Origin of the sequence: Ancylobacter oerskovii (assembly GCF_018390555.1) — a bacterium.
In the GTDB taxonomy this organism is placed as follows: Bacteria; Pseudomonadota; Alphaproteobacteria; order Rhizobiales; family Xanthobacteraceae; genus Ancylobacter; species Ancylobacter oerskovii.
In genome coordinates this window covers 133,510-147,312 of sequence record NZ_JAHBGB010000023.1, presented here as the reverse complement: position 1 = coordinate 147,312, position 13,803 = coordinate 133,510, and the positions used below count along the sequence as shown (strand labels likewise).

10 protein-coding genes are annotated in these 13,803 nt (G+C 70.1%); 9 read left to right on the top strand and 1 reads right to left on the bottom strand.

Going from position 1 to position 13,803, the window contains the following annotated elements; all coding sequences use genetic code 11:
* Window positions 1–305: 305 nt before the first annotated feature.
* From KHC19_RS11350 to KHC19_RS11310, 9 genes are all read left to right on the top strand, one after another.
* A complete protein-coding gene (locus KHC19_RS11350; protein WP_213352460.1) occupies window positions 306–644 on the top strand; it encodes a P-II family nitrogen regulator in 339 nt (112 codons plus the stop codon).
* A 52-nt stretch (window positions 645–696) separates the two neighbouring features.
* Window positions 697–2,049: an ammonium transporter gene (locus KHC19_RS11345; RefSeq protein WP_213352459.1), complete on the top strand. Its 1,353-nt coding sequence runs from the start codon at window positions 697–699 to the stop codon at window positions 2,047–2,049.
* A gap of 327 nt (window positions 2,050–2,376) precedes the next feature.
* Window positions 2,377–3,648, top strand: a complete 1,272-nt coding sequence (locus tag KHC19_RS11340; RefSeq protein WP_343207695.1) for an aminotransferase class I/II-fold pyridoxal phosphate-dependent enzyme — start codon at window positions 2,377–2,379, stop codon at window positions 3,646–3,648.
* Between the two features lie 39 nt (window positions 3,649–3,687).
* Entirely contained in the window at window positions 3,688–6,315 is a 2,628-nt protein-coding gene (locus KHC19_RS11335) for an FtsK/SpoIIIE family DNA translocase (RefSeq protein ID WP_213352458.1), read from the top strand.
* Window positions 6,316–6,422: 107 nt separating this feature from the next.
* Window positions 6,423–7,121, top strand: a complete 699-nt coding sequence (locus KHC19_RS11330) for a LolA family protein (protein ID WP_213352457.1) — start codon at window positions 6,423–6,425, stop codon at window positions 7,119–7,121.
* Window positions 7,122–7,199: 78 nt separating this feature from the next.
* A complete protein-coding gene (locus KHC19_RS11325; RefSeq protein ID WP_213352456.1) occupies window positions 7,200–8,018 on the top strand; it encodes an exodeoxyribonuclease III in 819 nt (272 codons plus the stop codon).
* A gap of 95 nt (window positions 8,019–8,113) precedes the next feature.
* Complete coding sequence (gene lptM, locus KHC19_RS11320; protein WP_343207694.1) at window positions 8,114–8,332, top strand: LPS translocon maturation chaperone LptM; 219 nt, start codon at window positions 8,114–8,116, stop codon at window positions 8,330–8,332.
* A gap of 47 nt (window positions 8,333–8,379) precedes the next feature.
* On the top strand, window positions 8,380–9,648 hold the full coding sequence (gene lysA / locus KHC19_RS11315; RefSeq protein WP_213352455.1) for a diaminopimelate decarboxylase: 1,269 nt from the start codon (window positions 8,380–8,382) through the stop codon (window positions 9,646–9,648).
* A gap of 278 nt (window positions 9,649–9,926) precedes the next feature.
* Window positions 9,927–12,686, top strand: a complete 2,760-nt coding sequence (locus tag KHC19_RS11310; RefSeq protein WP_213352556.1) for a TIGR02302 family protein — start codon at window positions 9,927–9,929, stop codon at window positions 12,684–12,686.
* A gap of 77 nt (window positions 12,687–12,763) precedes the next feature.
* Here KHC19_RS11310 and KHC19_RS11305 read toward each other — a convergent pair whose 3' ends face one another.
* Window positions 12,764–13,801 carry a trans-3-hydroxy-L-proline dehydratase gene (locus KHC19_RS11305; RefSeq protein WP_213352454.1) on the bottom strand — a complete coding sequence of 346 codons (1,038 nt, stop codon included), beginning with the start codon at window positions 13,799–13,801 and terminating at the stop codon, window positions 12,764–12,766.
* Between the last annotated feature and the right edge of the window lie 2 nt (window positions 13,802–13,803).

Sequence of the window (13,803 nt, the reverse complement as noted above, 5' to 3'; positions counted from 1 at the left end):
AGATCATTTTTTAGGCAATATTTGCCCAGGATTCGACGGCGCCGAAACTGCTTCGGCACCGAAGATCAAGAATTAAGCAGCACAACCCTGTCACGCGCCCGGCGTTTTTCGCGCGGGTGGCGATCATGTGCGCCTTTCCGCGCCGCCCGAGGCGCCGCAAACCCCCATCGTTGCACGGTTGGCACGCGACTTGATTCTGTGTGCGCCGGCTTGTCCGTGGGGTTGGGAAACCCGTTTGGCCGAGTCCGACATGAAACGCCCGGGATTCGCCTGTTGCGATCCGGGGCCAAGCGGGGACAGGAACCATGAAGATCGTCATGGCTATCATCAAGCCTTTCAAGCTTGAGGAAGTCCGGGATGCGCTCACCGGCATCGGGGTGCACGGACTGACCGTTACGGAAGTCAAGGGATACGGCCGGCAGAAGGGCCACACCGAGATTTACCGCGGCGCCGAATATGCGGTGAGCTTCCTGCCGAAGCTCAAGATCGAGGTCGCGGTGGCCAGCGACCAGGTCACGAAGGTGATCGACGCCATCTCCACCTCGGCAAAGACCGGCCAGATCGGCGACGGCAAGATCTTCGTCTACGCGATCGACCAGGCCGTGCGCATCCGCACCGGCGAGACCGACGCCGACGCCCTCTGAAGCCCGCGCCATTGATCCCGACATCTCACGTTTCCGACGGAGCACTCAACCCATGACGATCAAGACTTGGATGCGCGCGGGACTTCCCGCGCTGGCGACGACGGCGCTGTTCGCCGTTGCCGCCCTGGCGCAGGAGGCCGCAGCCCCGGCGACCGACGCGGTGGCCGACGCCGTGACTGTGGACAAGGGCGACATCACCTGGATGATGATCTCCTCCATCCTCGTGCTGTTCATGACCGTGCCCGGCCTGGCGCTGTTCTATGGCGGCCTGGTGCGCGCCAAGAACATGCTGTCCGTGCTCATGCAGGTCACGGTCATCGCCGCGGTGATGATGCTGCTGTGGGTGTTCTACGGCTACTCGCTCGCCTTCACCTCGGGCAACGCCTTCATCGGCGGCTTCGAGAAGGCGTTCCTGGCCGGCGTCACCACCGAAAGCCTCGCCGACACCTTCTCCAAGGGCGTGAAGATTCCCGAATACGTCTTCATGGCGTTCCAGATGACCTTCTCGGCCATCACCCCGGCCCTCATCATCGGCGCCTTCGCCGAGCGCATGAAGTTCTCGGCCATCCTGCTGTTCTGCATCCTCTGGGTGACGCTGGTCTACTACCCGATCGCCCACATGGTGTGGTTCTCGGAAGGCTACCTGTTCGGCATGGGCGCGCTCGACTTCGCCGGCGGCACCGTGGTGCACATCAATGCCGGCATCGCCGGCCTGGTCGGCTGCCTGCTGGTCGGCAAGCGCACCGGCTTCGGCAAGGAGCTGATGCCTCCCCACTCGCTGCCCTACGCCATGGTCGGCGCCAGCGTCCTGTGGGTCGGCTGGTTCGGCTTCAACGCCGGCTCCAACCTCGAAGCCAATGCCGGCACCACGCTGGCGCTGGTGAACACCTTCGTCGCCACCGCCGGCGCCATCGTCGGCTGGACGCTGATCGAGTGGCTGGCCAAGGGCAAGCCCTCCATGCTCGGCGCCATCTCCGGCATGGTCGCCGGCCTCGTCGCCATCACCCCGGCCGCCGGCCTCTCCGGCCCGATCGGCGCCATCGTGCTCGGCTTCGTCGCCGCCATCATCTGCTTCTTCTTCTGCACCACGGTGAAGAACGCGCTCGGCTATGACGACAGCCTCGACGTGTTCGGCGTCCACGGCATCGGCGGCATCGTCGGCGCCATCGGCACCGGCGTGGTCGTCGCCCCCGCCCTCGGCGGCCCCGGCATCGCCGACTACGCGATGGGCCACCAGGTGTGGGTGCAGATCACCGCGGTCGCCGTCACCATCGTGTGGGGCGGCGTGATCTCGGCGATCCTCTACAAGATCGTCGACGTCATCGTCGGCCTGCGTCCGTCGGTGGAGAAGGAGCGCGAGGGTCTCGACATCGTCGAGCACGGCGAGCGCGCCTATCACAGCTGACCGGCCTTTCCGGTCCGGCGCGGGCTCGCCTGCCCGCGCCGCGTCCCCAGCCCCCGCGCTGCCCAAACCCCGGCTTCGGCCGGGGTTTTCCATTTCCGGGCCGGCTCCTCCGCGCCGGTGTCCGCCCGGCGGCTCCCGGCGTGATTCCGTGGCATTCGGCGTGGAGCCGGCCTTGCCGCCCGTGCGGATCCGCTGCGCCGCAAAGGCAAAATCGTGCGCCGGAGACGGGCCGGCCCGATCTGCCGGAGCTTGCCCTCCTGTCGTCATGGTTAAGGGCGCCTTTACCGCCCGGCGCTATTTTGAATCGCTAACCACGATGGACGAGACGTGACCTCCGTGCCCGCAACGTCGCCAGAAGCCTCCGCCAACCGCCCGCCGGCCACGCCGGATCCGGGCCCGGCGGCGCGTTCGCCCTTCATCCGCCTCGGCGAGCTGCTCGCCGGCATCGAGCCGGGCAAGCCGCCGCTGAGCCTCGCCGTCGGCGAACCGCGCCATGCCATCCCTGCCTTCGTCGGCGCGGTGCTGGCGGCCCATCTCGACGGCTTCGGCCGCTACCCCGCCGGCAAGGGGCTGCCGGAATTCCGCGCCGCCGCCGCCGATTGGTGCGGGCGCCGCTACCGCCTGCCGCGTCCGCTCGACGCCGAGCGCGAGGTGCTGGTGCTGAACGGCTCACGCGAAGGGCTGTTCCTCGCCGCCCTCCTCGCCCGCCGGCTGGTCTCGCCGGCCAAGGCGAAGGCGATCGCCGAAAGCCGGCAATCTTCTTCCGGGCCGGCCATCCTGCTGCCCAATCCGTTCTATGCCGCCTATGGCGCCGGCGCCGACGCGGCGGGCTGCGAGAGCGTGCCGTTGCCGCTTCCCGCGTCCGGCGGCTGGCTGCCCGACCTCGACGCGCTCGATCCGGCGCTGCTCGCCCGCACGGTGGCCCTTTATTTCGCCTCGCCGGCCAACCCGCAGGGCACCATCGCGCCATCAGCCTATCTCGAGAAGCTGGTGGCCATCGCCCGCGCGCACGAGATCCTGGTGTTCGCCGACGAGTGCTATTCGGAGATCTGGCTCGGCGCGGCACCGCCGACCGGCATATTGGAAGTCGCCGGCCCCGACTATGCCGGGGTGGTGACGTTCAATTCGCTGTCGAAGCGCTCCAGCCTGCCGGGCCTGCGCTGCGGCTTCTGCGCCGGCGATGCCGGCTTCATGACCGCCTTCGCCGAATTGCGCAACGTGGCGGCGCCGCAGGTGCCCGAGCCGTTGCAGCAGGTCGGCATCGCCGCGCTGGCCGACGAGGCGCATGTCGAGGAAAGCCGCGCGCTCTATCGCGCCAAGTTCGACATCGCCGACCGGCTGTTCGCCGGCCGCTTCGGCTATGAGCGGCCGGATGGCGGCTTCTTCCTGTGGCTCGACGTCTCCGGCATCGGCGGCGGCGAGGAGGCAGCGAAACGACTCTGGCAGCGCGAGGGCCTGCGGACCGTGCCGGGCGGCTATCTGTGCCGCACGGAGGCGGACGGGCGCAATCCGGGTGCGGATTACCTCCGCCTCGCGCTGGTGCAGGACCTCGCCACCACGCAAGCGGCGCTGCCGCGCGTGGTGGCCGGATTGAGCTGAGCCGAACCGTTGGGTGGCAAGCGGAATCGAGGCGGGATGATGGGCGGGCAGACACAGTCGACGGGCCGGACGCCGCGAACGCGGCAGGCACAGCCTCGCATCGCCGACGCCGCGCCACCGCGCCAGGCCCAGCGGGCGAAGGCCGGCGTCTCCGCGCGCGGCCGCGGTGCCCGGCGGCGCCTGCTGCCGGAAGAAGTGCGCAACGTGCTGCACCGGCGCGTCGCCGAGATCGCCGGCCTCGCGCTGCTCGGCCTCTGCGCCCTGATCCTGGTGGCGCTGGCCACCTGGTCCGCCAACGATCCCAGCCTGTCGCGCTCCAGCGCCGCCGCGCCGCACAACCTGCTCGGCCTGCCCGGCGCCGTGGTCGCCGACCTGCTGATGCAGCTGTTCGGCGTCGCCTGCCTCGCGGTGGTGCTGACGGTCGGCGTGTGGGGGTGGCGGCTGATGACGCATCGCCCGCCGCACCGCATGCGGGCGCGCATGGTCGCCCTCGCCGCCGGCACCGCCTTCGCGGCCGGCTTCGCCGCCTGCCTGCCGCGCTTCGGCACCTGGCCGCTGCCGAGCGGGCTGGGCGGGGTGCTCGGCGAGGCGATGCTGATCCTGCCCTCGCTGATCCGCTCCGGCTGGCTGACCACCTTCGACTACACGGTCGCCGGCGCCCTGTGCCTGTTCGGCACGGTGATGACGCTGCCGCTGGCCGTCGGCGTGGGCCTGAAGCGCCGCGACGAACCGCAGGAGGAGGAGGACGCCGGCACTTTCGAGGACGACGAGCCGGCGCGCTTCGGCCTGCTGTCGATCGGCGCGCTCGTCCACTGGTGGCTGACGCTGAAAGCCTGGCTGATGCCGGGCCGCAATCCCTATCCGCGCCGCCGCCGCGGCCTGATGGCCCGCCTCGGCGCGCTGTTCGGCAGCGAGGACGAGGACGCGCTGCTGCCGCGCGGCTCGCGCCGCGAGCCCAATTTCCGTGGCGAGGAGCCGGATGCCGGCGACTGGGACGACGACGAGCGCGACGAAGCGGGCTTTCTCGACGAGCCGGACGACCTGCCGCCGCCGCACCCGGTGCCGGAGACGACCCGCACCGGCCGCCGGCCGCCCTTGCGCTCGATCCGCGGCGGACGCACGGCGCGCGAGGAAGAGCGGCTGCGCTATGCCAATCCCGGCCTCGACCTGCTGACCCCGCCGCCGGCGCGCACCGGCCCGGCGCTCGACGACGAGGCGCTGGAGCAGAACGCCCGCGACCTCGAAAGCGTGCTCGACGATTTCGGCGTGCGCGGCGCCATCGTCAATGCCCGACCCGGCCCGGTGGTGACGCTCTACGAGCTGGAGCCGGCGCCCGGCATCAAATCGAGCCGCGTCATCGGCCTCGCCGACGACATCGCCCGATCGATGAGCGCGGTGTCGGCCCGCGTGGCGGTGATCCCCGGCAAGAACGCCATCGGCATCGAGCTGCCCAACCCCAAGCGCGAGAAGGTGCTGCTGCGCGAGATCATCGCCGCCAAGGATTTCGGCGAGGCGGCGCACAAGCTGGCCCTGGCGCTCGGCAAGACCATCGGCGGCGAGCCGGTGATCGTCGACCTCGCCCGCATGCCGCATCTGCTGGTCGCCGGCACCACCGGCTCCGGCAAGTCGGTCGCCATCAACACCATGATCATGTCGCTGCTCTACCGGCACCGGCCCGATCAGTGCCGCCTCATCCTCATCGACCCGAAGATGCTGGAACTCTCCGTCTATGACGGCATCCCGCACCTGCTCTCCCCTGTCGTCACCGACCCGAAGAAGGCGGTGGTGGCGCTGAAATGGGCGGTGCGCGAGATGGAGGAACGCTACCGCAAGATGTCGAAGGTCGGCGTGCGCAACATCGACGGCTTCAACGCCCGCATCGCCGAGGCGATGGCCAAGGGCGAGCAGATCGTGCGCACCGTGCAGACCGGCTTCGACCGCGAGACCGGCGAGGCGATCTACGAGCGCGAGGAGATGGACCTCACGCCGCTGCCCTATATCGTGATCGTGGTCGACGAGATGGCCGACCTGATGATGGTCGCCGGCAAGGACATCGAGGGCGCCATCCAGCGCCTCGCCCAGATGGCCCGCGCCGCCGGCATCCACCTGATCATGGCGACCCAGCGCCCGAGCGTCGACGTCATCACCGGCACCATCAAGGCCAATTTCCCCACCCGCATCTCCTTCCAGGTGACGAGCAAGATCGACAGTCGGACCATCCTCGGCGAGATGGGCGCCGAGCAGCTGCTCGGCCAGGGCGACATGCTCTACATGGCCGGCGGCGGGCGCATCTCGCGCGTGCACGGCCCGTTCGTCTCCGACCAGGAGGTCGAGCGCGTCGTCGAGCATCTGAAGACGCAGGGCCAGCCCGACTATCTCGACGCCGTCACCACCGACGAGGACGAGGAGGAAGGCGGCGAGGACGGCGCGGTGTTCGACAAGGGCGGCTTCGGCGGCGAAGGCGGCGGCCTCTACGAGCAGGCCGTCGCCGTGGTGATGCGCGACCGCAAGGCCTCCACCAGCTACATCCAGCGCCGGCTGCAGATCGGCTACAACCGCGCCGCCTCGCTGATGGAGCGTATGGAGAACGAGGGCCTCGTCTCGCCCGCCAACCATGCCGGCAAGCGCGAGATCCTGGTGGAACCGCGCGACGCGGAAGCGGGTTGACGCAGCGCCGCCCGGCCCGTGCCAGCCTTATCCTCGCCACAGCGACCGCTTACCGCCTACAGGACGATCCGACGCCCCCGCGCCGCCCGCGCCGACGAGAGTGCCCAATGCGCCCGATCCTGCCGACGACCCTTTGCGCCGCCTTCGCCCTGCTGGCGGCCCCGGCCTTCATCTCGGCGCCGGCGCTCGCCCAGCCCGCGAACGGCGTGCCGCTGCCGCCCTCGGTGCAGGCGGCGGTCGACGGCAAGCCGGTGGTGCAGATGGCCGCCGCCACCGGCCAGAAAGCGGCGCAGCAGACCATCCAGCGCATCAATACCTATTTCAACAGCTTCAAGAACATGACCGGCAACTTCGTGCAGGTCGACCCCGACGGCACCCGCCGGCAGGGGCAGTTCTACCTCCTGAAGCCCGGCCGCGTGCTGTTCGAATACGACCCGCCGAGCCGGGTCGAGCTGGTGGCCGATGGCCGCTCGGTGGCGGTGCGCGACAAGAAGCTGAAGACGCAGGACATCACCCCGCTCTCGGCGACGCCGCTGCGCTTCCTGCTGTCGGAGAATTTCGACCTCGCCCGCAACGCCAACGTCACCGGCGTCTACCAGGACGACGTCTTCGCCACCGTGGTGCTGGAGGAGAAGCAGCCCATGGTCGGCACCTACCGGCTGATGATCATGTTCGACGCCAAGACCATGCAGCTGAAGCAGTGGACGGTGACGGACCCGCAGGGCTTCGACACCACGGTGGCGGTGTCCAACCTCGACACCTCCGAGCGGCCGGACCCGATGCTGTTCGTGATCAACCGGAATTGAGTGCCGCCCAAGGCATTCAAATCCCGGCAGGATTGCTCTAGGGTCCCGCACCTTACCGATCCCGAGGTGCCCTTTCCCGTGCCGCTTTCCATCGCCACCTGGAACATCAATTCGGTGCGGCTGCGCATCGAACTCGTCGCCCGCCTCGCCGCCGAACTGCAGCCGGACGTCATCTGCCTGCAGGAGACCAAGACGCCGGATGACCGCTTCCCGCTGAAGGACGCGGCGAAGTTCGGCTATCCGCACGCGGCGATCCACGGCCAGAAGGGCTATCACGGCGTCGCCATCCTCTCGAAGCGCCCCTTCGAGAGCGTCAGCCGGCAGGGCTTCTGCGACATGGGCGATGCCCGCCACATCTCGGTGGTGCTGGGCAAGGAAGCCGGGCTCGACGCGCCGGTGACGGTGCACAATTTCTACATTCCGGCCGGCGGCGACATTCCCGACCCCGAGCTCAACCCGAAATTCAAGCACAAGCTCGCCTTCCTCGACGAGGCGACCCAATGGGAGACGCTGCACCCCACCGCGCCCGACGCCCGCTCGGTGCTGGTCGGCGACCTCAACATCGCCCCGCTGGAGGCCGATGTGTGGAGCCACAAGCAGCTGCTCGACGTGGTCAGCCACACGCCCGTCGAGGTGGAACGGCTTGGCAAATTGCAGGCGGCCGGCAATTGGGTCGACGTGATGCGCAACTTCGTGCCGCCGCAGGAAAAGCTCTACACATGGTGGAGCTACCGCGCCGCCGACTGGGCCGCCTCCAATCGCGGCCGGCGGCTCGACCATGTGTGGGCGAGTCCGGCCCTGGCGCCGACCGCGCAGGCCATGACCGTGCTGCGCGACGCACGCAGCTGGGAGCGCCCGTCCGACCACATACCGGTGATGGTAACGTTCGACGTGTGAGGTGGAGCGGGCCTGCGCGCTGCGAGGTCCGGCTCGCCTTTCGCCGATTCGCCGCTATAGTGCCCTCGCCTGTCCTGCCCGCCCGAGGATTATCCGTGTCCCGCCCGAACCGTATGCCCGCCGCCGCGCTTCGCCTTCTCCCCGCCATGCTCGCGCTCGGCGGCGCGCTCGCCCTTGCCGGCTGCGGCGTGAAGGGCCCGCTGGAGCCGCCGCCGGGCACCGCACTCGGCACGCCCGGGCCGGACGGCAAGATGCCGAAGGACACCGGCCCGGTGAAACCGGACAAGCCCTTCATCCTCGACGGGCTGCTCTGACGTCCCGCCTTCCCTGACCTTCGGCTTCACCAACCTCCGGGCTCGCCATGCACCATTTCACCTACCGCGACGGCGTCCTCCATGCCGAGGACGTCAGCCTCGCCGATATCGCCCGCGAGGTCGGAACCCCGGCCTATGTCTATTCGACCGCGACGCTGGAGCGGCACTACAACGTCTTCGCCCAGGCCTTCGCCGATACGAAGGCGACGGTGTGCTACGCGCTGAAGGCCAATTCCAACCAGGCGGTGATCGCCACCCTCGCCCGGCTCGGCGCCGGCGCCGACATCGTCTCCGGCGGCGAACTGAAGCGGGCGCTGGCGGCCGGTATCGCCACGCACAAGATCGTGTTCTCCGGCGTCGGCAAGACCCGCGAGGAGATGGCCGCCGCGCTCGACGCCGACATCATGTGCTTCAATGTGGAGAGCGAGCCGGAGCTGCTCACCCTCTCCGAGGTGGCGGTGAGCCACGGCGTGGCCGCCCCGGTGTCGATCCGCGTCAACCCGGACGTCGACGCCAAGACCCACGCCAAGATCTCCACCGGCAAGTCGGAGAACAAGTTCGGCATCCCGGTGTCGCGCGCCCGCGACGTCTACCGCCACGCCGCCGCGCTGCCGGGAATCCGCGTCACCGGCGTCGACATGCATATCGGCAGCCAGATCACCGATCTCGAGCCCTTCGACAATGCCGCCGCCGTGCTGGCCGAGCTGGCGCGCGACCTGCTGGCCGAAGGCTTCCCGCTGACCCATCTCGACCTCGGCGGCGGGCTCGGCGTGCCCTATGTCGCCGGCGAGCCGGATCCGCCGCTGCCGTCCGCCTATGCGGCGCTGATCAAGCGGCACACCCACAATCTCGGCCTCGGCCTCGTCTTCGAGGTGGGGCGGCTGATCGTCGCCAATGCCGGGGTGCTGCTGGCGCGCGTGCTCTATGTGAAGGAAGGCGAGGGCAAGACCTTCGTCATCGTCGATGCGGCGATGAACGACCTGATCCGCCCGACGCTCTACGACGCGCATCACGAAATCCTGCCCGTGCGGGACGCGGCCGCCGGTGCCGCCGGCATGACCGCCGACGTGGTGGGGCCGGTGTGCGAATCCGGCGATTTCCTGGCCTTGGGACGACATCTGCCGGGGCTGAAGGCCGGCGATCTCATCGCGGTGATGACCGCCGGCGCCTATGGCGCGGTGCAGGCCAACACCTACAATACCCGCCCGCTGGTGCCCGAGGTGCTGGTGCGCGGGGCCGATCATGCGGTGGTGCGGCCGCGCCTCGACGCCGAGGCGATCATCGCGCTCGACAAGGTGCCCGGCTGGCTCGGCTGAGCGGCCGCCGCCTCCTTCCGCCACATTCCCCCGGCCGTATTCCCCGGCCACATGGCCCGATCGCGCCGATCACGCAGCGATGAACGCATGGGCATGCCCGTTTTTGCAGCGGGGGTAGCGCCCGGGCTCATAGCTGCTAAGGTGACCTTGGGGATTGGCGGGACGACGACGACGACCGAGATATTTCGCCGACGGGGCTGGTGTGTCGGAGGCTTGAGCGCGTGACGGCGACACCGGAAGATCATTCGCAACCCACCGGCCGGACCGGCCGTGCCGCGATGGTGGAACGCGCGGAAACGCGTCTGGCGACCGCCTTGCGTCGTGCCGGCGCGGCGCTGATGTGGGAACGCATCTGGCCGGCGCTCGCCACCGTGCTCGGCGTCCTCGGTCTCTTCCTCGTCGCGTCCTGGCTCGGCCTGTGGCTGGTGCTGCCCGGCTGGGGCCGCATTGCCGGGCTGCTGCTGTTCGCGCTGCTCCTCGCCGCGGCGCTGCTGCCCGCCCTGCGGATCCGCCGGCCCTCGGAGGACGAGGCGCTGGCACGGCTCGACCGCACCAGCGGCATGGCGCACCGGCCGGCAACCGCCCTGGCGGACCATCTCGCCACCCGTCCCGACGACCCGGTGGCGGCGGCGCTGTGGCGCGCGCATCTCGGCCGCGTCGCCGGCCAGCTCGGCGCCCTGAAGGCCGGCCTGCCGTCGCCCCGCCTCGCCGCCCGCGACCCGCGCGCCTTCCGCGCGCTGGTGCTGCTCGGCGTCATCGCCAGCTTCTTCATCGCCACCGGCGACCATATGCGGCGCCTCGGCGCCGCCTTCGACTGGGCGGCGGCGATCCAGCCCAGCCCCTATCGCATCGATGCCTGGGTGAACCCGCCGGCCTATACCGGCCGGCCGCCGGTGATCCTGCCCGGCCTGCGCTCGGAGGAGGCCCGCGACAGCGCCGCCGCCGCGACGGTCGACACCCCGGCCCATGCCGCCGCCGCGATGAGCGTGCCGGCCGGCAGCGAACTGGTGGTGCGGGTGACCGGCCTTTCCGGCTCCCCTCTCTCCCTCGCCGGCGGCATCGCCCCGCCGCCGCCGAAGGAAGGGGAAGCGGACGCCGCGGCCGGAAAGGACAATGCCGGCCACCGGCAGGAAGCCGGCGCCGGGGATGCCCAAGCCAAGCGCCCTGAGGCCAAGCTCCCTGAGGCCAAGCTCCCCGAGGCCAAGCGCCCCGAGGCCGGCGAGCAGCGCTTCGTCATCGCCGGGGACGGGTCCGCCCGCATCGCCGGGCCGGACGGGCGCAGCCTGACCTGGCAATTCACCGTGGTGCCGGACAAGCCGCCCACCATCGCCTTCGCCAAGGAGCCGGGCGCCTCCGGCCGCACCGGCCTCGTGCTCGCCTACAAGGTGGAGGACGACTACGGCGTCACCGGCGCCGAGGCCCGCTTTGCCGCCGTGCCGCCGCCGGCGCCGCTCTTCGCGCTGAAGAACGCGCCCGCGAAGCCGGCCCCGCACCCGCTGGTGGAGGCGCCGAACTTCCCGCTGCCGCTGCCCGGCGGCCGGCCGAAATCCGGCACCGGCCAGACCACCAAGGACCTGACCGAAAGCCCGTGGGCCGGCACACGGGTGACGCTCACGCTCGTCGCCAAGGACGATGCCGGCAATCTCGGCTCCACCGCGCCCAAGACCCTCACCCTTCCGGCGCGCGCCTTCAACAATCCGCTGGCCCGGGCGCTGGTGGAGGAGCGGCGGGTGCTCGCCTTCGACGCCAATCAGCGCCCGCGCGTCGCCGCGGCGCTGGAGGCGCTGGCGATCGCCCCGGAGCGCTTCACCCCCGATCCCGCGCATTATCTCGGCCTGCGCACCGCCTATTGGCGGCTGGAGGCCGCGCGCAACGACGACGAGCTGCGCGGCGTGGTCGATTATCTCTGGGAAGTCGCGGTCCGCATCGAGGACGGCGACATGTCGGACGTCGAGAAGAAGCTGCGTGACGCCCAGCAGGCGCTGCAGGACGCGCTGGAGAACGGCGCCAGCGACCAGGAGATCCAGAAGCTGGCGCAGGAACTGCGCAAGGCGATGGAGGACTTCATGAAGGCGCTCGCCCAGGAGGCGCAGCGCAATGGCGACATGGCGGACGCTCCGCCCGATCCCAATGTCCGCACGGTCCGCCCGCAGGACCTGCAGAAGATGCTCGACGACATCGAGAACATGGCGCGCAACGGCGCCCGCGATGCCGCGCGGCAGATGCTGAGCGAATTGCAGAACATGCTCAATGGCCTGCAGGCCGGCCGCCAGCAGCAGCGCCGGCCGGGCCAGAACCAGATGTCGCAGGCCATGGACCAGCTCGGCGACATGATCCGCCGCCAGCAGCGCCTGCGCGACCAGACCTTCCGCCAGGGCCAGAACGGGCAGCAAGGCCAGCAGGGGCAACAGGGACAGCAGGGACAGCAGGGACAGCAGGGCGAAGGCGGCGAGGATTTCAGCCAGCTGCAGCAGAACCAGCAGCAGCTGCGCGACCAGCTTCGGCAGCTGCGCGAGAAGATGCAGCAGGCGATGCGCAATCGCGGGCAGCAGGGTCAGCAAGGCCAACAGGGCCAGCAGGGCGAGGGCGAGCAGGGTCAGCAACAAGGCCAGCAGGGGCAGGGCCAGCAAGGGCAGGGCATGCCCGGCGAAGGCGGCCTCGCCGAGGCCGAGCAGGCGATGCGCGAGGCCGAGCAGGCCCTCGGCAATGGCGACGGCACCGGCGCGGTGGACGCCCAGAACGAGGCGCTGCAATCGCTGCGCCGCGGCGCCCAGCAGATGGCCGAGGCCATGCAGCAGCAACAGGGACCCGATGGCGGCCCCGGTTCGCCCTCCGGCCAGCAGGCGGAACGCACCGACCCGCTCGGCCGGCCGCTGCGCTCGCGCGACTATGGCGACGACACCACCGTGAAGGTGCCGGACCAGATGGATGTGCAGCGGGCTCGCCGGGTGCTCGAGGAGCTGCGCCGCCGCTTCGGCGATCCGCAGCGCCCGCAGCTGGAGCTCGACTATCTCGAAAGGCTGCTCAGGGACTTCTGAACCGGCGCGCAGCTTGGGCGAGGGTCGCCGCACGCACCCGCCCGCATGCAATCCCCGGAGGCGGCGCCGATGCGCCGCTATTCCTGCCGCCAGAGCGGCCAGGTGTCGGTGAGGCGATAGCCGGTCGGCCAGGGATCGTCCGGGTCCAGCATCAGCTGGGCGGTATGGGTGACGAAGCCACGCCCCATGATCGAGGGCCGGATCGCCGGGCGGCCTCCCACCCTCGTCTCCTCCTCGATGCGGCAGTCGAAGCGGGAATTGATGATGGAGCGGCCGATGAACGGGTCGCCGAGCTTCAGCACGCCCCTCGCGTGCAGCACCGCAAGCCGGGCCGAGCAGCCGGTACCGGTCGGCGAGCGGTCGATCTTGCCGGGCCGGATCGCCACCGCGCTGGCACCGCAGGCGACGCCGTTCTCATAGGTCAGCGGCGCGGCGAACTGGCAGAAGGAAATATGGTCCCACCCGGTATTTTCCGGGTGGCGGAAGCCGAGCTGCGCATTGGCCGCCTTCACGATCCTCATGCCGGTCTCGGCAAGCTCCCGGGCTTCGTCCGGGCGGATCGAGAAGCCCAGCGCATGGGCGTCGACGATCACGAAGCTGTCGCCGCCATAGGCGGTGTCGACCGTGAGGGTGCCGAGGCCTTCCACCTCGAGGCTCGCGCCGAGCCGGTCGGCGAAGGAAGGGTGGTTCACCACCTTGATCTTCCGCGCCTTGCCGTCCCGGCAAAAAGCGGTGGCCTCGATCAGCCCGCCCGGCGCCTCCAGCACCATGCGGGTCTCGTCGCCGGTGATCGGCACGATGCCGGTATCGACCAGCACCGTCGCGACGCAGATCGCATTGGAACCGGACATTGGCGGGGTGTCTTCCGGCTCCATGATGATGAAGCCGGCCACGGCGCGCGGATCCTTGGGCGGCACCAGCAGGTTCACATGGCGGAACACCCCTCCTCGGGGCTCCTGCAGCACGAAGTTGCGCAGGGCGTTGTCGGACGCGATGAAGCGCGATTGCGCCCACAGCGTCTCGCCGGGCGGCGGGGCGACGCCGCCGACGATGACGTCGCCAACCTCCCCCTCGGCATGGCAGCCGACGATGTGCACGATCCGGCTCGAACGCATCG

Excerpts from the sequence above, each read along its gene's own strand:
- KHC19_RS11345 (WP_213352459.1), top strand. The coding sequence starts at position 697 with ATGACGATCAAGACTTGGATGCGCGCGGGACTTCCCGCGCTGGCGACG.
- KHC19_RS11350 (WP_213352460.1), top strand. The coding sequence starts at position 306 with ATGAAGATCGTCATGGCTATCATCAAGCCTTTCAAGCTTGAGGAAGTC.
- KHC19_RS11310 (WP_213352556.1), top strand. The coding sequence starts at position 9,927 with ATGGTGGAACGCGCGGAAACGCGTCTGGCGACCGCCTTGCGTCGTGCC.
- KHC19_RS11335 (WP_213352458.1), top strand. The coding sequence starts at position 3,688 with ATGGGCGGGCAGACACAGTCGACGGGCCGGACGCCGCGAACGCGGCAG.
- KHC19_RS11330 (WP_213352457.1), top strand. The coding sequence starts at position 6,423 with ATGCGCCCGATCCTGCCGACGACCCTTTGCGCCGCCTTCGCCCTGCTG.
- lysA (WP_213352455.1), top strand. The coding sequence starts at position 8,380 with ATGCACCATTTCACCTACCGCGACGGCGTCCTCCATGCCGAGGACGTC.
- KHC19_RS11305 (WP_213352454.1), bottom strand. The coding sequence starts at position 13,801 with ATGCGTTCGAGCCGGATCGTGCACATCGTCGGCTGCCATGCCGAGGGG.